At 69.5% G+C, this 18,203-nt stretch carries 11 protein-coding genes; 5 read left to right on the top strand and 6 right to left on the bottom strand.

All coding sequences use genetic code 11. The features are described 5' to 3' along the window. Window positions 1-400: 400 nt before the first annotated feature. Genes V8324_RS04925 through V8324_RS04910 form a run of 4 tightly spaced genes read right to left on the bottom strand, consistent with a single transcriptional unit; the run spans window position 401 to window position 4,234 of the window. Window positions 401-646, bottom strand: a complete 246-nt coding sequence (locus tag V8324_RS04925; RefSeq protein ID WP_336418810.1) for a MoaD/ThiS family protein — start codon at window positions 644-646, stop codon at window positions 401-403. Then, window positions 646-2,895, bottom strand: a complete 2,250-nt coding sequence (locus tag V8324_RS04920) for a xanthine dehydrogenase family protein molybdopterin-binding subunit (protein WP_336418809.1) — start codon at window positions 2,893-2,895, stop codon at window positions 646-648. Before V8324_RS04920 ends, V8324_RS04925 begins: the two co-directional genes overlap by 1 nt. After that, on the bottom strand, window positions 2,895-3,374 hold the full coding sequence (locus V8324_RS04915) for a (2Fe-2S)-binding protein (protein WP_336418808.1): 480 nt from the start codon (window positions 3,372-3,374) through the stop codon (window positions 2,895-2,897). The genes V8324_RS04920 and V8324_RS04915 overlap by 1 nt, the downstream gene beginning before the upstream one ends. Next, the gene (locus V8324_RS04910; protein WP_336418807.1) at window positions 3,371-4,234 is read right to left on the bottom strand and encodes an FAD binding domain-containing protein; all 864 of its coding nucleotides are present in this window, start codon (window positions 4,232-4,234) and stop codon (window positions 3,371-3,373) included. Before V8324_RS04910 ends, V8324_RS04915 begins: the two co-directional genes overlap by 4 nt. Window positions 4,235-4,468: 234 nt before the next feature. Between V8324_RS04910 and V8324_RS04905 the strand changes: the two genes are divergently transcribed. The 5 genes from V8324_RS04905 (at window position 4,469) to V8324_RS04885 (ending at window position 17,058) form a co-directional block, all read left to right on the top strand. Further along, entirely contained in the window at window positions 4,469-5,578 is a 1,110-nt protein-coding gene (locus V8324_RS04905; RefSeq protein WP_336418806.1) for an efflux RND transporter periplasmic adaptor subunit, read from the top strand. After that, on the top strand, window positions 5,575-8,670 hold the full coding sequence (locus tag V8324_RS04900) for an efflux RND transporter permease subunit (RefSeq protein ID WP_336418805.1): 3,096 nt from the start codon (window positions 5,575-5,577) through the stop codon (window positions 8,668-8,670). Before V8324_RS04905 ends, V8324_RS04900 begins: the two co-directional genes overlap by 4 nt. Before the next feature lie 98 nt (window positions 8,671-8,768). Continuing rightward, on the top strand, window positions 8,769-10,577 hold the full coding sequence (locus tag V8324_RS04895; RefSeq protein ID WP_336418804.1) for an autotransporter assembly complex protein TamA: 1,809 nt from the start codon (window positions 8,769-8,771) through the stop codon (window positions 10,575-10,577). Further along, a complete protein-coding gene (locus tag V8324_RS04890; protein ID WP_336418803.1) occupies window positions 10,577-15,367 on the top strand; it encodes a translocation/assembly module TamB domain-containing protein in 4,791 nt (1,596 codons plus the stop codon). The genes V8324_RS04895 and V8324_RS04890 overlap by 1 nt, the downstream gene beginning before the upstream one ends. Window positions 15,368-15,465: 98 nt before the next feature. Then, window positions 15,466-17,058, top strand: coding sequence for an FMN-binding glutamate synthase family protein (locus V8324_RS04885; RefSeq protein WP_336418802.1), 1,593 nt, complete (start codon window positions 15,466-15,468; stop codon window positions 17,056-17,058). A 22-nt stretch (window positions 17,059-17,080) separates the two neighbouring features. Here the strand turns inward: V8324_RS04885 and V8324_RS04880 are convergent, their stop codons facing one another. Next, window positions 17,081-17,278: a hypothetical protein gene (locus tag V8324_RS04880; protein ID WP_336418801.1), complete on the bottom strand. Its 198-nt coding sequence runs from the start codon at window positions 17,276-17,278 to the stop codon at window positions 17,081-17,083. Between the two features lie 59 nt (window positions 17,279-17,337). Next, on the bottom strand, window positions 17,338-17,892 hold the full coding sequence (locus tag V8324_RS04875; RefSeq protein WP_336418800.1) for a hypothetical protein: 555 nt from the start codon (window positions 17,890-17,892) through the stop codon (window positions 17,338-17,340). Between the last annotated feature and the right edge of the window lie 311 nt (window positions 17,893-18,203).

Below are 18,203 nucleotides of genomic sequence, written 5' to 3'. Positions count from 1 at the left end.
AGGGGTTTCAAGAGACTTTCGGGACAGCTGCGCCCTGCCCGAGAGTGCGCGCTTTTCGAAGATTGAACCCTGGCCGGTCCAGTCAATCAGCAGGGCGCGGCCACGGCTACGTCCCCGGCGCGATACGCGGCCGCAGGCCGCAGCGCCAGCGCATGTCCGCCCGTCGCACCAGAGGTGCGCCAGATAACACGGGCACGCCTCCGGCGTGGCGGACAGGCGATCTGGTGACGCTGGCGCATCGCGTCGGGCTTTTGCGGGGTGGCCGGGATAAAACGCACTGAATCTCGGTCTAGTCGCCTGCCCGCGGACATGCGCCGGCGCTGCTTCGCAAACTCTCATGTGACAGGGGAATACGCCAGCGGCGCCTCGACACCGCGCAATCCCAACAGCGCGGCAGCCCCTACCCCCCCTTCAACCGCTTCAGCAGCACCACCTCGCTGTCCTCGTGGATCGGCGTGAACCACGCGTCGTTGTAGATCTTGCCGTCGATCGACACCGACACCCCGCGCTCCAGCTCCGGCTTCAGGCCGGGGAATTGCGCCCCCAGCCCGTCCAGCAACTCGCGCAGCGTGCCGGCCTCAACCTCGACCTCACGGCTTTCTTCGGCCGCGTCGGCCAGCGACCCCCAAAGCAGCACCTTGACCATCAGGCGCCGGTCTTGTCCTGAAGCGCCGCCAGCACCTTCGGCGGCGACAGCGGCAGGTCGACCAGCCGCACGCCCGCCGCTGCCGACACCGCGTTGGCGATGGCAGCCAAGGGCGGCACGATGGAGGTCTCGCCGACCCCGCGCACGCCGTAGGGATGCCCGGGGTTGGGGATCTCGAGGATCACCGTGTCGATCATCGGCAGGTCCGAGGCCACGGGAATCCGGTAATCGAGGAAGCCGGGATTCTGCAGGATCCCGTCCTCGCCATAGACGTATTCCTCGTTCAGCGCCCAGCCGATGCCCTGCACCGCCCCGCCCTGGAACTGCCCCTCGACATAGGAGGGATGCACAGCCTTGCCGGCATCCTGCAGCACCGTGTAGCGCGCGATCCTGGCCGATCCGGTGTCGCGGTCCAGATCGACATCCACGATATGCGTGGCGAAGCTGACGCCCGCGCCTTCCGCATTGACCTCGTGATGCCCGGCGATCGGCCCGCCTGTATTGCTGGCGATCGCCGCGATTTCCTTCAGCGTCATGGGCGGGAACTTGCCCGCATTGGGCCCGGCAGGGCGCGCGGCGCCGTCCTCCCAGTCGACGGCGTCCTCGTCGATGCCCCAGACCATCGCGGCACGGCGGCACATCTCGCGCTTGGCGGCGCGGGCGGCCTCAATGGTGGCCAGACCCACGGCGAAGGTCACGCGGCTGCCATCGGTCACCTCGTTCTGGCCCAATGATCCGGTATCGGCGATGATGGTCCGCACCTGGTCATAGGGGATGCCCAGCTCCTCGGCGGCCATCATCGTCATCGACGCCCGCGAGCCGCCGATATCGGGATTGCCCTCGGACACGGTCACAGTGCCATCGGGGGTGATGTTGAGGCTCACGCAGGTATCGCCGCCGAAGTTGAACCAGAACCCGCAGGCGACGCCCCGGCCCTGACCCTCGGCCAGCGGCGCGGACCAATGCGGATGCGCCTTTGCGGCCTCCAGTGTCGCCTTCAACCCGATGGCCGGGTAGGTCGGCCCGTAGGACGCCCGCGTGCCCTCGTCGGCGCCGTTCATCAACCGCACCTCCAGCGGGTCGAGGCCGAAACCCTTGGCCAGCTCGTCGATGGCGCTTTCCACCGCGAAGGCCGCCATCGGCGCCCCGGGCGCGCGATAGGCCGCGGCCTTGGGGCGATTGGCGACCACGTCCCAGCCGATGGTCTTCACGTTCTCCAGATCATATGGCGCAAAGGCCGACATCGCGCCCATGTCCACCGGCGATCCGGGCCACGCCCCGCCCTGGTAGCGCAGCTCGGCGAACCCGGCGGTGATCCGGCCATCCTTTCGCATGCCGATCTTCACGTCGATTGATGTCGAGGATGTGGGACCGGAGGCACGCAGCACTTCCGACCGGCTCATCACCATCTTGACCGGGCGCCCCGACTTACGCGCCAGCATCAGCGCGACCGGCTCGAGAAACACGGTGGTCTTGCCGCCGAAGCCGCCGCCGATTTCGCTGGCGGTCACCCGCAGCTGGCCCTGCTCCAGCCCGAGGATCGCGGCGCAGGTGTTGCGCGCCATGTAATGGCCTTGGGTGCAGACCCACAGATCGCCCTGCCCGTCGGTGCTCATGGTCGCCACGCAGGCATGCGGCTCGATATAGCCTTGGTGGGTTGCGGCCGTCCGGAACGTCCGCTCCACGATACGGTCTGCCTGCTTCAGCCCCGCCTCGACATCGCCATGCCCGAATTGCGAGCGCGCGATCACGTTTCCGGACATGCCCGCCGGCACCGTCTCCTGCTGGCGGCCTGCGTGCAACACGGGCGCGTCGGGCGCCATCGCGGCATCGACATCGGTGACATGCGGCAGCACCTCGTAATCAACCTCGATGAGCCGCAACGCCTTGCGCGCCACCGCCGCGGAATTTGCGGCCACCGCCGCCACCGCGTGCCCGTCATAGAACGCCGTGTCGCCGGCCATGCAGTTTTCCAGCGTGTCGGCCACATCTTCCGGCACCTCGCCGAAATCGGCGCGGGTGACCACGGCCTTGACGCCGGGCAATCCTTCGGCCTTCGACGTGTCGATCGAGCGGATCCGCGCATGCGCATGGGGCGAGCGCAGGATGCGCCCCGTCAGCATCCCCGGCAGCACCATGTCCGCGCCGAACCGCGCGCGCCCGGTGACCTTGTCGATGCCGTCGGGGCGGTCCGGCCGCGTGCCGATCACCTTGAAATCCCGTGTCTTCTTCGTGTCGTCCAGTGCCATCACGAGGCCCTCCGCATGTCCGCCGCCGTCTCCATGACGGCGCGGATGATCTTGTCATAACCGGTGCAGCGGCACAGGTTCCCGGCCAGCCAGTAGCGCACCTCTTCCTCGCTCGGGTCGGGGTTGCGCTCCAGCAGCGATTGCGCCGCGACAAGGATGCCCGGCGTGCAGATCCCGCATTGCAATGCGGCCATCTCGATGAATTTCTGTTGAAGCGGGTGCAGCTGATCGCCGGTCGCCATGCCCTCGATGGTGGCCACGTCGCGGCCCTCGGCCTCGGCCCCGAGCATCAGGCACGAACAGACCAGACGGCCATCGACGGCCACTGTGCAGGCGCCGCAATCGCCGGTGCCGCAGCCCTCCTTGGTGCCGGTCAGGCCCAGCCGGTCGCGCAGCACGTCCATGAGCGTCTCGTCGGGCTCGCACAGGAACTCGGTCGCGTCGCCGTTGATCTGCGTGGTCACATGTATCTGGCTCATGCCATCTCTCCTTTCGCGCGCTTGGCGGCGATCTCTGCCGCGCGCCGGGCCAGAACGCCCGACACGTGGCGGCGGAAATCGACCGTCCCGCGCTTGTCATCCATCGGTGTCGCAGCCCGGGAACAGGCCGCGGCCAGGTCGGCCAGCGCCGCCTCGTCCAGCACCCGGCCGACCAGCGCCTCGGCGGCCTCCTCGACCAGCATCACCTTCGGCCCGACCGCGCCCAGCGCCACGCGCGCCGCGGTCACCCGGTCGGCGTCATCCAGCACCAGCCACAGCCCGCAGCCTACCACCGCGATATCCATCTCGCTGCGCGGGATGAAGCGCAGGTAGCAGTCGGCAGAGCGTGCCGCGCGCGGCGGCAGAAAGACCGAGGCGACGAACTCGCCCGGCTCGAGCGCCGTCTTGCCCGGCCCTTGTGGTACGTCGATCACCGGCACCTCGCGCGCGCCTTTCGGCCCGACGATCCGCACCACGGCCCCTGCGGCCACCATCGCCGGGACCGAATCGGCCGCCGGCGAGGCGTTGCACAGGTTGCCCGCGATCGTCGCGCGGCCCTGGATCTGCGTCGATCCGATCAGCCCCGCGGCCTCGACCACGCCGGGCCAGTCGGCGCGCAAGCCTTCGTGCTCTCCCATCTCGGCGCCCGAAACACCGGCGCCGATGCGCCAGCCGCCGGCCTCGGGCGTGATGTCGCGCATCCCCGCGATGCGCTTGATGTCGACGATCATCCCGGGCTCGATCAACTCGCCGCGCAGCCGGACCAGCAGGTCGGTCCCGCCGGCAAGCACCTTTGCCCCGGCCTCGGCGGCCAGCAGGGCCACGGCCTCGTCTTCGCGACTAGGCGCCTCGTATCGCATGGGGGTGTCCTTTCTGGCTGTGACGCGACCCCGCGGGGCCGCTGCTTCTGTCATTCTCTATATCACGCCTTTTTCGGGGCGACCACGGGGACAAGCCCCATGAACGGGCCGGCCATGCCACGTCCGGGGTCACGAAAAATTGCTTTCCCGGCGGATTACGTTATTTCCTGTCCTCTATATTACGACCATCAAATACTGTTCGATATCGACACAGTCGAAAAAGGCGCCGCACCGATGTCCATTCTCAAGCAGCTTGTGATCCTGTGCGTGCTCGGCGGTCTGGCCTATGGCGGCTACCAAGGCTACCGGACATTCCTTGCCCCGCAGATCGCCACCGAAGAGGACGAAGGCGGCCCGCGTCCCGTCACGGTGGAACTGGCCCGCGCCGAGATCCGCACGCTGCGCCGCACGGTCGAGGCCGTGGGCACCACGCGCGCGGTCAAGTCCGTCGCCATCGTGCCGGAGGTGGACGGTCGTCTCGTGGAACTGACGATCACCCCCGGCACGCCCGTCGACGCCGGCGCGGTGCTGGCGCGGCTCGACGACACGATCGAGCGCGCGGATCTCGATGAGGCCGAAGCGGTGCTGACGGAACAACGCCAGACGCTCGACCGCATCCGCACGCTGCGCGGCACCAACGCGGTCTCGCAGGCCGCGTTCGAGGACGCCACCGCCCGGCTGGCCGAGGCGCAGGCCGACATGGAACGCGCCCGCCGCCGGCTCGAGGATCGCCGCATCACCGCGCCCTTCGCGGGCGTCGTGGGGCTGACCAATTACGATGTCGGCGCGCGCGTCTCGGACGGGCAGGTGCTGACCCGGCTCGACGACCTGACAGAAGTCGAGGTCGAGTTCTCGCTGCCCGAGACAGTCTTCGCGCAGGTCCGCCGCGGCCAGGGCGTGACCGCGCAAAGCGCCGCCTTTCCCGGCCGCGCGTTCGAGGGCACCGTCACCGCCGTCGACAGCCGGATCGACCCGGTCAGCCGCGCCTTCCGCACCCGTGCCGTGATCCCCAATCCCGACAGCACGCTGCCGGCGGGGATGTTCCTGTCGCTGACGCTGGTGCTCTCGGAGGATGACCGCCTGACGGTGCCCGAAGAGGCGATCGTCTTCCAGGCGGCGGAAACCTACGTCTTCGTCGCCGATGACGGCACCGCGCGCCGCCGCACGGTTCAAACCGGGCAGCGCCGCGACGGGCGCATCGCCGTGCTGACCGGCTTGCAAGAGGGCGAGGCGGTGATCATCCGCGGCCTGCAGCGGGTCCGCGACGGCACCCCGCTCAACATCCTTTCGACCGAGGACGCCGCGACCGCCGACGCCGCATCCCGCGCCGAGCAGCCGTCATGACGCTGTCGGAACTGTCGGTCCGCCGCCCGGTGCTGGCGGCGGTGGCAAGCCTGCTGATCGTGATCTTCGGTCTGGCGGCCCTGCGCGACCTGCCGGTGCGCGAATTGCCCGACGTCGACAACGCGGTGGTGACCGTCACCACCACCTATCGCGGCGCCGCGCCCGAGGTGATCGACACCGACCTCACGGAAACGATCGAGGGCGCCGTCGCCACCATCGCGGGCATCCGCACGATCAGTTCCGAAAGCCGCCAGGGCCGGTCGCGCGTCACCATCGAATTCGAGACCGGCGTCGATGTCGATGTCGCCGCCAACGACGTGCGGGACGCCGTCGGCCGGGTGCGCGGCGACCTGCCCGAAGAGGCCGACCAGCCCGAGGTCGTCAAGTCCGATGCCGACGCCGACCCGGTGATGCGCGTCGCCGTCACCTCGGACCGGATGAGCACCGCCGAGATCACCGATTACGTCGACCGCCTTGTCATCGACCGCATCGCGACGATCGACGGCGTGGCCAATGTGAACCTGGTGGGCGAGCGCGAATTCGCCGTGCGGATCTGGATCGACCGCCGCGCGCTGGCGGCGCGCAACCTCACCGTCTCGGATGTCGAGGCCGCCCTCAGACGCAACAATATCGAACTGCCCGCGGGCGAGGTGGAATCCTTCAACCGCCAGCTTTCGGTGCGCCTCAACAGCCGGCTGGCATCGGTCGAGGATTTCCGCGACATCGTGCTCGACCGCGTGGCGGGCTACCCGGTGCGACTGGGCGACGTGGCCCGCGTGGTGCCGGGCGTGGCCGAGGAAAACACCGTGGTGCGCACCAATGGCGAGGACGCGGTGGGCATGTGGATCCTGCGCCAGAGCCAGTCGAACACGCTGGAAATCTCGCGCGCCGTCCGGGCCGAGATTGCCGCACTCGAACCCACGCTGCCCGAGGGGATGAAGATCATCGTCGGCTCGGATGACGCGCTTTTCGTGGGCGCCTCGATCCGCGAGGTGCTGATCGCGCTCTGCATCTCGCTGGGTCTGGTGATCACGGTGATCGTGGTCTTCCTGCGCAGCTTGCGCGCCACGCTGGTTCCGGCGATCACCATCCCGGTGGCGCTGATCGGCAGCTTCCTGCTGATCGGGCTGTGGGGGTTCTCGCTCAATACGCTGACGCTGCTGGCGCTGCTGCTGGCCATCGGGCTGGTGGTCGATGACGCCATCGTGGTGCTGGAAAACATCCAGCGCCGCATCGAGGAGGGCGAGACGCCGCTCGTGGCCTCGGTGCGCGGCGCGCGGCAGGTGACCTTCGCGGTGATCGCCACCTCGGTCACGCTGATCGCGGTCTTCGTGCCGCTTTCCTTCATGCCCGGCCAGGTCGGGCGGCTTTTCGTGGAATTCGGCTGGGTGATGGCCGGCACGGTCGCGATCTCGACCTTCGTGGCGCTGACCACCTGCCCCGCGCTCGCCTCCAAGGTGCTCGGCGCGCGCGCGCCGCGCGCGGATGACACGCTCCGGCACCCGCCTTTCTACCAGCGCGCCTACCGGGCCTTGCTGACCCGCGCCATCGGCATGCCGATTGTCGTGCTGCCGCTGGCGCTGGCGATCACCGCCGGCGCGGCGCTCTTCTACGACACCCTGCCGCGCGAACTGGCCCCGCGCGAGGATCGCGGGGTGGGCTTCGTGCCGCTGACAGCCCCCCAGGGATCCACCGTGCCGCATTCCGACATGGCCGCCCGTCAGGTCGAGGAGATCCTGCAACCGATGGTCGATTCAGGCGAGATCGAGACGGTCTTCACCTTCACCGGCTGGGGCGGCCGCGCATGGCGGTCCTTCGTGGTCTTCCGCCTCGCCCCGTGGGAAGACCGCGACCGTCCCATTTCGGACGTCACCGCCGAGATCGCGCCGCAGATGGGCCGCGTCACCATTGCCCGCGGCTTTCCGGTGACCCCGGCGGGGCTCGGGCTGCGCGGCAATTCGACGCCGGTGCGCGTGGTCATCGGCGGCCCCGATTTCGACAGCGTCGAGGGCTGGGCGACAGAGTTCCTCGCCCGCGCCGAACAGGTCGAGGGGCTGGTCAACCCCGAGATCAATTTCGAGGAAAACCTGCCCCAGCTCGACATCGCGATCGACCGCGAACGCGCCGACGATCTGGGCATCTCGGCCGAGGTGATCGCGACCACGCTGCAGACCATGCTGGCCTCGCGCGAGGTCACGACCTTCGTCAGCCGCGGCCGCGAATACCCCGTGCTGGTTCAGGCCGAGGATGCCGACCGCCGCACCCCCACCGATATCGGATCGATCTTCATCCGCGCCGGCGACGGCGAAACCCTCGTGCCCCTCGGCGCGCTGGTGACGCTGGACGAGAACGCCGCGACGCCGTCTTTGCGCCGCTTCGACCGCCTGCCCTCGATCCAGCTGTCGGGCGCGCTCGGCCCCGAGGCCGAACTCGGCGACGTGCTGGCCGAGCTCGAGGCGATCGCCGCCGACATCCTGCCACCCGAGGCCAAGCTCGGCTATGACGGGCAGTCGGCCACCTACAAGGATACCTCGGGCGGGCTTGGCGTGGTCTTCCTGCTGGCGCTGCTGATCGTCTACCTCGTGCTCGCCGCGCAATTCGAAAGCTTCCTGCACCCGGTGGTGATCATGCTGACGGTGCCCATCGGCGTGGCCGGCGCGATCTACGCGATGGCGGTGGGGGGGCTGTCGCTCAACGTCTACAGCCAGATCGGCATAATCCTGCTGATCGGGCTGATCTCCAAGAACGGCATCCTGATCGTCGAGTTCGCCAACCAGCTGCGCGACGAGGGGATGGCGGTGCGCGACGCCGTGATCGAGGCCTCGGTACTGCGCCTGCGCCCGATCATGATGACCGCGATCTCGACGGTGCTGGGGGCGCTGCCGCTGGTGCTGGCCAGCGGCGCGGGCGCCGAAAGCCGTATCGCCGTGGGCACCGTCATCATCGCCGGGCTCAGCCTCGCCACCCTGCTGATGCTGGTGGTCACGCCGATCCTCTTCGACCTGCTGGCGCGGTTCACCCGCCCGCGCAGCGCGATGGAGCGCAGGCTCGAAGGCGAGCTTGGCGGCACGGCGGCCCAGCCGGCAGAGTGACCGCGCCCGGCCCGCGGTCTCGCGCGAGACCGCTCTGGAATTTCCGCCCCGGTGATGCAATAGAGAACGAAACGCGGGGGGCAGAGGATGATCGACCGGTGAAGACAGCATATCTGACGCGCGCGGCATGCGTGGCGGCATTCCTCGGCTGGGCCACCCTGCCCGCAGCGGCGGTCACCGTGGGCTTCGCCGCCCCCGGCGCCTCGGACCGTTTCGAGCAGACGCTTCAGGACGCCTCGCTGGTGATCAGCACCGCGCGCGAGGGCGACGGAACCGCGCAGGATCTGCTGGCGGCGGCACGGGCCGATTACGCGCGCATGGTCGGCGTGCTTTATGCCGAGGGCTATTTCGGCGGCGTGGTGAACATCCGTGTCAACGGGCGCGAGGCCGCCGAGATCCCGCCGCTCGACGCCCCTGACGAGATCGAGCGCATCGACATCATCGTCACCCGCGGCACCCCCTTCCGGTTCGAGCGCGCAAGCGTCGCCCCGCTGCCGCGCGGTGCCGAACTGCCCGAGGATTTCGCGCTGCGCAAACGCGCCAAGGGCGATCTCATCACCCGCGCCACCCGCACCGGCATCGACGCGTGGCGCGATGTCGGCCATGCCAAGGCCGGCGTCGCGGGGCAGACGATCATCGCCGACCACGCGCGCAACCGCCTGTCGGCCGAGGTGACCCTCGATCCCGGCCCGCGCCTGCGCTTCGGCAAGCTGGTGATCGAGCAGGGCGAGACGCCCAGTTCCGTGCGAAAGGGCCGCATCCGCGCCATCGCGGGGCTGCCCCGCGGCGAGACCTTCTCGCCCGAAGAGGTCGAGGACGCGGCCAACCGCCTGCGCCGCACCGGCGCCTTCAGCTCGGTGACCATCAGCGAGGCCGAGACGCCGAATCCCGACGGCACGCTCGACATGCAGACCCGCGTCACCGACGCCAAGCCCCGGCGCATCGGCGTCGGCGCCGAGCTGTCGTCGCCCGAAGGGATCACGCTGTCGGGCTTCTGGCTGCACCGCAACCTGCTGGGCGGCGCCGAACGGCTGCGCCTCGACGCGATGATCGGCGGCATCGCCGGCGATTCGGGCGGCGAGGATTTCCGTCTCGGGGCGCGGATCGACCGGCCTGCCACCTTCTCGCCCGAAACCGGCGCCTTCCTGCTCGCCGACATCGAGCAGAACGACGAGCCCGACTACCGAGAGCGCAAGGCAGAGATCGGCGGCGGCCTCACCCACCGCTTCTCCGACGAGCTGACCGCCGAGGCGGGGCTGCGCTACCGCTACTCGGACATCGACGACGACCTCGGCAACCGCGAATTGCAGCACCTGCTGCTGCCGCTCCGCGCCACGTGGGACCGCCGCGACGAGCCGCTCAATCCGAAATCCGGACTGTATCTCGACGTGACGGTGACACCCTTCCTGCGGCTCGACGAAAGCGGAGCGGGCAGCCGGGTCTATGCCGACCTGCGCGACTACGTCACTTTCGGGGAGTCCGAACGCCTCACCCTCGCGGGGCGCGCGCAAGTGGGATCGGTCGCCGGCGCCGCGCGCGAGGACGTGCCCGCCGACTTTCTCTTCTATTCAGGCGGCGCAGGCACCGTGCGCGGCCAGGACTACCAGTCGCTCGGCGTCGATCTCGCCTCGGGCGGGACGGTCGGCGGGCGCTCGTTCATCGGGTTTTCCGGCGAGGTCCGCGGCATGATCACCGACACCCTCCAGGCCGTGGCCTTCGCCGATACCGGCTTTGTCGGGCAGGACGCGTTCGGCACGGGATCGGGCGAATGGCACAGCGGCGCCGGCCTCGGCGCGCGCTACTTCACGCCTGTGGGCCCGATCCGCTTCGATGTCGCGGTGCCGGTCGACGGCGAGGACGCGGGCGGACAACTGGAAATCTATATCGGGATTGGACAGGCGTTTTGATGCGGGTACTCATGATGCGGTTTTTATACCCGGCGCTGCTGGCGCTCGGGCTCGCGACCTCTCCGGCGCTGGCGCAGGACGAAGGCGAGGATCGAGAGGGGCGCGGCTACCTGCAGTCGCTGATCGAGGACAACCTGTCCGTCGCCGGGCGGCAGGTGCGCATCACCGGCTTCGCTGGCGCGCTGTCGTCAACCGCCACGCTCGACACGCTGACCATCGCCGACGACCAGGGCATCTGGCTGGAACTGCGCGACGTCGCCCTCGACTGGACCCGCACGGCGCTGCTGCGCGGCCGGGTCCAGGTCAACAGCCTGACCGCGGCCCAGATCACCCTGTCGCGCCTGCCCGAAGGCGAGGCCCCCGTCACCCCCGAGGATGCCGAGGCCACGCCCTTCTCGCTGCCCGAACTGCCCGTCTCGATCAATATCGGCGAGGTGTCGGCGGAAACCCTCACCCTCGGCGCACCGATTCTGGGCGAGGAGATCCGCCTCAGCCTGCGAGGCAGCCTCTCGCTGGGCGGCGGCGAAGGCACCGCGGATATCGACGTGGCGCGCCTCGACGGGCGCGGCGAGATCACGCTCGATGCCAGCTTCGACAACGAAAGCCGCGTGCTGGCGCTCGATCTCACGCTCGACGAGGCGTCGGGCGGCATCGCGGCGACGCTGCTGAACCTGCCCGACAGCCCGGCCATCGCGCTCACCCTTCAGGGCGAGGGGCCGCTCGATGATTACACCGCCGATCTGGCGCTGGCCACTGACGGCACCGACCGGCTCACGGGCCGCGTGGCGCTGACCGGCACCGATGGCGGCGGGCTCGCCTTCGACGCCGCGCTCGACGGCGACCTCACACCGCTGATGACCGAAGAGTACCGCGCGTTCTTCGGCGGCCAGAGCACGGTCGACGTCGCCGGCCGCAGCGGCGGCGACGGCGCTCTCGAGATCGACCGGCTGCGCGTCTCGGCGGCGCAGCTCGACCTCGACGGCACGCTCGCGCTGGATGCCACCGGCTGGCCGACGCGGTTCCAACTCACCGGCGAGATCGGCGCCGAGGACGGCCCCGTGCGCCTGCCCGTCGCCGGCCCGCCCGTCACGCTGGGGCGCGCCACGCTCGACGCCAGCTTCGATGCCGCCACCGGCGAGGACTGGCAGGCCGGCATCGCGCTCAGCGGGCTGTCGCAGCCCGATCTTTCGCTCGACAGCGCCACGCTGACGGGCCGCGGCACGCTGACACGCGATGCCCCGCGCAGGCTCACCGCAGAGGCCGGGTTCGACGTCTCGGGGCTGGATCTCGCCGACCCGGCGCTGGCCGAGGCCGCGGGCACCGCGTTGTCGGGCCGCGCGACGCTCGACTGGACCCAAGGGTCGCCGCTCTTGCTGCGCGCGCTGCGCGTGGTCTCGGGCGCCGCCACCCTCACCGCCGAGGGGCAGATCCGCGAACTTGCCGACGGCTTTCCCGTCTCCGGCACCGCGACGCTGGAGGCCCCCGATCTGGCGCGCTTCGCCGCCATCTCCGGCCAGGACCTCGCCGGCGCGGCAGAGGCCACGCTCGACGGGTCGGGCAGCCTGCTGGGCGGCAGTTTCGACCTCACGCTCGAGGCGCGAACCGACGGGCTGGCCCTCGGAATCGAGCAGGTCGATCCACTGATCGGCGCCCCCGCCACGCTGTCGCTCGCGGCAAAGCGCGACACCGACGGCACCACCATCGACCGCTTCCGGCTGCGCAACGCCCATCTCGACGCCAGCGCCGAGGGCGCGCTCAACAGCGATCGCGGCACGCTGGACGTCACCGCGGCCCTCGACGATCTGGCCCGCGCCGACACCCGTCTGAGCGGCCCCGTCGATCTCCGCACGCAACTCGACTGGCAGGCCGGCGGCGACGTCACCCTGTCGCAACTCGTGGCAGAGGCGATGGGCGCGCGCATCACCGGCACCGCCACCCTCTCGCCCGAGGCCGAGGGCCTGCCCGCCTCGGGCCGGATCACCGCGCAGGTCGCGGACCTCGCACGCTTCGCGGCGATCACCGGCCAGCCGCTGGAAGGCCGCATCGACGCCCGGATCGAGGGCGAGGGCGTGGTCGAGACGCAAAGCTTCGATCTGACCTTCGACGGCACCACCGACGGCGTCGTCACCGGCATCGACCAGGTCGACGGCGTCATCGCCGGCCGCGGCACGCTGCGCGTCGATGCCGCGCATGACGGGCGCGAGACCATCTTGCGCGAACTGCGGCTGAACTACGACGCCGCCCGCGCGACCGCCTCGGGGCGCGGCGTTCTCGAGGAACAAACCGGCGAGATCACCTTCGACGCGAACGTGCCCGATCTTTCGGTGATCGATCCGCGCCTCGAGGGCCCGGCCGACGCCGCGGGCACGCTGGCCCGCGATGCGGATGGCGAGATCTCGGTGGCCGGGCTCGCCGCGCAACTCATGGGCGCCGAGATCACCGCCACCGGCACCGTGCAGCCCGACCCCGCCGCGCTCGCCGCCTCGGGCGATCTGACCGCCCGCATCGCGGATCTTTCGCGCTTCGCGGAGATCGCCGGGCGGCCGCTCGACGGCCGCATCGAGGCGCAGATCATGGCGCGCGACGGGTCGGCGCCGGGCACGTTCGACGGCACGATCGACGCCAGCACGGACGGGCTGGTGACCGGCATCCCTCAGGTCGACGGCATCGTCGAAGGCCGCGGCACGCTGCATGTCGACGCCGCCCATGACGGGCGAGAGACCACGCTGCGCGAACTGCGGCTGAACTACGACGCAGCAACCGTCACCGCCTCGGGCGCCGGCATCCTCGCCGAACAAAGCGGCGAGGTGACCTTCGACGCCGACATATCCGAGCTTTCGGTGATCGACCCGCGCCTCGACGGCCCGGCCGCGGCATCGGGCACGCTGGCCCGCGCGGCCGATGGCGAAATCACCGCGACCGGGCTTGCAGCCGAAGTGATGGGCGCCACACTCGACGTGACCGGCACGGTGCAGCCCGATCCCGAAGCGTTCACCGCCTCGGGCGACGTGACCGCAAGCATCGCGGAACTGTCGCGCTTTGCGGCAATCACCGGGCAGCAACGACTGCGCGGCAGCCTCGACCTGTCGCTCAGCGGCGACGCGCGCGACGGGGCCAACGCATTCTCGGTGACCACCAGCCTCGAAGGCCGCGACCTCGTGACCGGCATCGCGCAGGTCGATCAGCTTCTCGGGGGCCGCGCGTCGCTGGCCGCCGAGGCCGGGCGCACGCCCCAGCGGATCGAGATCACCAATATCGACCTCGAAACGGCACAAATCCGCCTCGATGCCAGCGGCGACGGGGCCGGCGGGCCGGTCAGCCTCGACGCGCGGCTCGCCAATCTGGGGCTGTTCGCGCCGGGGTTCTCCGGGCCGCTCACGGCCAGTGGCACCGTCAGGCTGCAAGGCCCCGAGGCGCGGCGCATCACGCTCGACATCGATGCGACCGGGCCGGGCGGCACCACCGCCGCGCTCTCGGGCGAGGTGATCGACTACGCGCAGCGCCTCGATCTCGCGGCCGCCGGGCGGCTGCCGCTGGCGCTCGTCAACGGGCTGATCCAGCCGCGCGCATTGGGCGGCACCGCCGCTTACGACCTGCGCGTGCAGGGCCCGCCGGCGCTCGCCTCGGTCACCGGCACCGTGACCACCCAGGGCACCACCGTCGCGCTGCCTAATCTCGGCTTTGCCATCGACGATCTCAGCGGTACCGCGCGGCTGGCAAATTCCCGGGTCGAGACCGATTTCACCGCCGCGATGCGCGAGGGCGGGCGGCTGTCGATCACCGGCCCCATCGCCCTGACCCCCGGTTTCGAGGCCGGGCTGCGCATCGCGCTGTCCGACCTGGTGCTCAGCGACGGGCGGCTCTACACCACCACCGCCAACGGCACCGTCAGCCTCGACGGCCCGCTCACGGGCGGCGGGCGGATCGGCGGCACGATCAACCTTGGCGAGACCAACCTGCGCATCCCCTCGGGCGGCGGCAGCCCGGCCTCGGTGACGCTGCCCGGGCTGGTGCATGTCAACGAATCGCCCGCCGTGCGCCTCACCCGGCAGCGCGCCGGCCTGATCGAGACCGGATCCGGCAACGGCGCGCGCCCGTTCGATCTCGACATCACGATCAACGCGCCGCGGCGGATCTTCGTGCGCGGACGCGGGCTCGACGCCGAACTCGGCGGACGGCTGCGCATCGCGGGCACCACCCGCGACGTCGCCCCCGACGGGTTCTTCGAGCTGATCCGCGGCCGCTTCGACATCCTCGGCAAGCGGCTGTCGCTGACCGAGGGACGGGTGACGATGCGGGGCTCGTTCGACCCGTTCCTGCGCTTCGCCGCAGAGACGCAGTCGGCCGACACCACCATTCGTATCATCGTCGAGGGCCTCGCCTCGGACCCCGAGATCATCTTCGAATCCACCCCCGAACTGCCGCAGGAGGAGGTCGTCTCGCGGCTGATCTTCGGGCGCGGCCTCGACAGCATCTCGCCGCTGCAGGCCGCGCAGATGGCCTCGGCGGTCTCGACGCTGACGGGACGGTCCGACAACGACCTGATGGGCCGGCTGCGCAGCGCCGTCGGGCTTGCCGATCTCGACGTCACGCAGACCGAGGAGGGCGACACCGAGGTCAGCGCTGGCGCGTACCTGTCCGATGACATCTACACCGAGGTCACCGCCGACAGCGCCGGACGCCAGCAGATCAACCTCAATTACGACGTCACCCGGTCGGTCACCGTGCGCGGCAGCACCTCGAACGAGGGCGATACCGGCGTCGGGGTGTTCTTCGAACGTGACTACTGAACAGGCAGGGGATCCGGAAAAGCGGCAATAAAAGACTCGCGCGGCCGCGGTGCACTCTGCCACAGTGACAGGAACACGCATGACAGCGGAGGGGCCTCTTGCGGTACATCCCATTACTCATCTTCATCGGCCTGGTGGTCTGCGGGCTGGTGCTCGCCCTATGGGTGCCGTTCTGGGGCGGGGTCCTCGCCGCGATCGCGACGGTCGTGTCGGCCCTCGGCCTCTACGACATGTTCCAGACCAAGCGCGCGGTGCTCCGCAACTACCCGATCTCGGCCCGGCTGCGCTTTCTGTTCGAGCATTTCCGCCCCGAGATCCGGCAATATTTCCTCGAAAGCGACCACGAGGAAACGCCCTATTCGCGCGAACAGCGCGCGCTGGTCTACCGGCGCGCCAAGGGGATCGAGGGGCTGCGCCCGTTCGGCACCCTGCGCAATGTCAACGAGATCGGCCATGAATGGATCAACCACTCGATGGCGCCCACGCATCTCGACAGCCACGATTTCCGGGTGCGCATCGGCGGGCCGGATTGCACGCAGCCCTATGACAGCTCGCCGCTGAACATCTCGGGCATGTCCTACGGCGCGCTTTCGCCCAACGCGATCGAGTCGCTGAACTGGGGCGCCAAGATCGGCGGCTTCGCGCATACCACCGGCGAGGGCTCGATTTCGCGCTTCCACCGCATCCATGGCGGCGACCTGATCTGGCAGGTGGGCTCGGGCTATTTCGGCTGCCGCACGCCGACCGGCGGGTTCGATCCCGACCGCTTCGCGGCCACCGCCGCCGACGACCAGGTCAAGATGATCGAGATCAAGCTGAGCCAGGGCGCCAAACCCGGCCATGGCGGCATCCTGCCCGGCGCCAAGGTGACCGATGCGATCGCCGAGGCGCGCGGCGTCGAGGTCGGCGAGGATTGCGTCAGCCCGCCCGGCCATTCGGAATTCTCCACGCCCGAGGGGCTATGCGCCTTCATCGCCCGGCTGCGCGAGTTGTCGGGCGGCAAGCCCGTGGGGCTGAAGCTTTGCGTCGGCCACCCGTGGGAATTCTTCGCGATGGCCAAGGCGTTCCGTCAGACCGGCATCACCCCCGATTTCATCACCATCGACGGGGCCGAGGGCGGCACGGGCGCGGCACCGGCCGAGTTCGCCGATCACAAGGGCGCGCCGATCCGCGAGGGGCTGATGCTGGTGCACAACACGCTGGTGGGGATGGGGCTGCGCGACCGGATCCACCTCGTCGCCTCCGGCAAGCTGATCAGCGCGTTCGACATGTGCCGGATGTTCGCGCTCGGCGCAAATGGCTGCAACATCGCGCGCGGCTTCATGTTCGCCGTGGGCTGCATCCAGGCGCAGGTCTGCCATTCGGGCAAGTGCCCGACCGGCGTGACCACGCAGGATCCCGGCCGCTACAAGGCACTGGTGATCGCCGAAAAGTATCAGCGCGTCGCCAATTTCCACCGCAACACGATGATCGCGCTGAAGGAGGCGGTGGAATCCTCGGGCCTGCGCGCGCCGCAGGACTTCACCCCGCATCACCTGATGATCCGCGTCAACAGCCGCGAGGTCCGCTCGGCGGCCAGCCAGTATCTCTGGCTCGAACCCGACGAGTTGCTGAACGGCGAGGTCACGCATCCCGCCTTCGCCAAGTACTGGGCCGCGGCGCGCACCGACAGTTTCGATATCGTGGCGTGATCGGCGCGGGGCCGCGCGGGTGTCACTCCTGCGCCGTTGCGGTCTCCGCAGCCGCGCCCGAGGGCTGTCGCGCGGGCAATGCGTCGGGATAGGCCCGCTCGAACCGCTTGCACCGGATCTTGTCGCGGTTGGCATCTTCGCGACAGAAAGCGAGCGAGGCGTCGTATTGCGCGCGTTCCTCGCCCGTCAATATCCCCACGGCGCTTGCCGGTTGCGCCATGGCAGCCGCCGCCCAGGCGACGCACAGCGCAGCGCCCAGCCCCGGGATCGCGCACGCCCTCAACACCGCACCCTGCACGGCACCGGGGTGCGGGACTTCAGCCATCCCGTCAGGGTGTCGATCCGCTCGTCGAAGCATCGACTGCCGTCACGGACATGCCGCAGAAGGGTTCGCGTGTCTTCCTGCTTGACGCAGACGACCTTTCCGGACCCCTGCGCGGTGCGCACCCCGTCCATGCGGTCCATGCGGGGCTGGTCCCGGTCCGCGTCGCGGGCCGGGGCCGCGCCGCCCGGCACCCCGGCGAACGCCGCGCCCCGGGACGACGCTGCGACCTTCTTCTCCACATGCTGCTGGATATCGACCCAGACCATCCGGAAATCTCCGGTCGATGTCTGGTATCTCACGAGAATGTCGCCGGTGGCCTCGCACAGGACCGGATCGACCTTCAGATCGCCGACGGTCACCGGGATGAACTCCTCCTTGAGACATTGGGAATCGACCGCGACATTGCGCAGGAACATTTCCTGCTGCTGCTGGGCCTCCTTGAAGGTCCGATCCCCGAGATCCTTGAGAATGGCGCGGCCCTGATCCATCCAGTCGGGAACGGCCGTCACCAATGCGATCCCGAAGGTCGGGTAGAGGAAAAACCATTGCCACCAGCTTGGCCGGTGATGTTTAGACGGGGTTTGCTGTTGCGGGGGACTCTCCGGAATCTGCTGGTCTGCCATTGCCATCATCCTCTGGCAAATGTTGATAAAATGAAATCAAGTAATGGTTAACGATACGACAGTATCCGTTTTCGATCAAGTCCCCTGACATCCGCCGTGCCGTATCGTCGCCGTCAACGGTCTCACGCCATGCGCACCGACAGCGTCGATGTCTTGGCATCATCGTGCTCCAGGGCGGGGCGCATCGCGGGATCGGG

This window comes from Roseovarius sp. D22-M7 (assembly GCF_037083785.1).
Taxonomy (GTDB): domain Bacteria; phylum Pseudomonadota; class Alphaproteobacteria; order Rhodobacterales; family Rhodobacteraceae; genus Roseovarius.
Note: the sequence above shows the minus strand (reverse complement) of the source record. Positions and strands in the feature narration are given on the sequence as shown.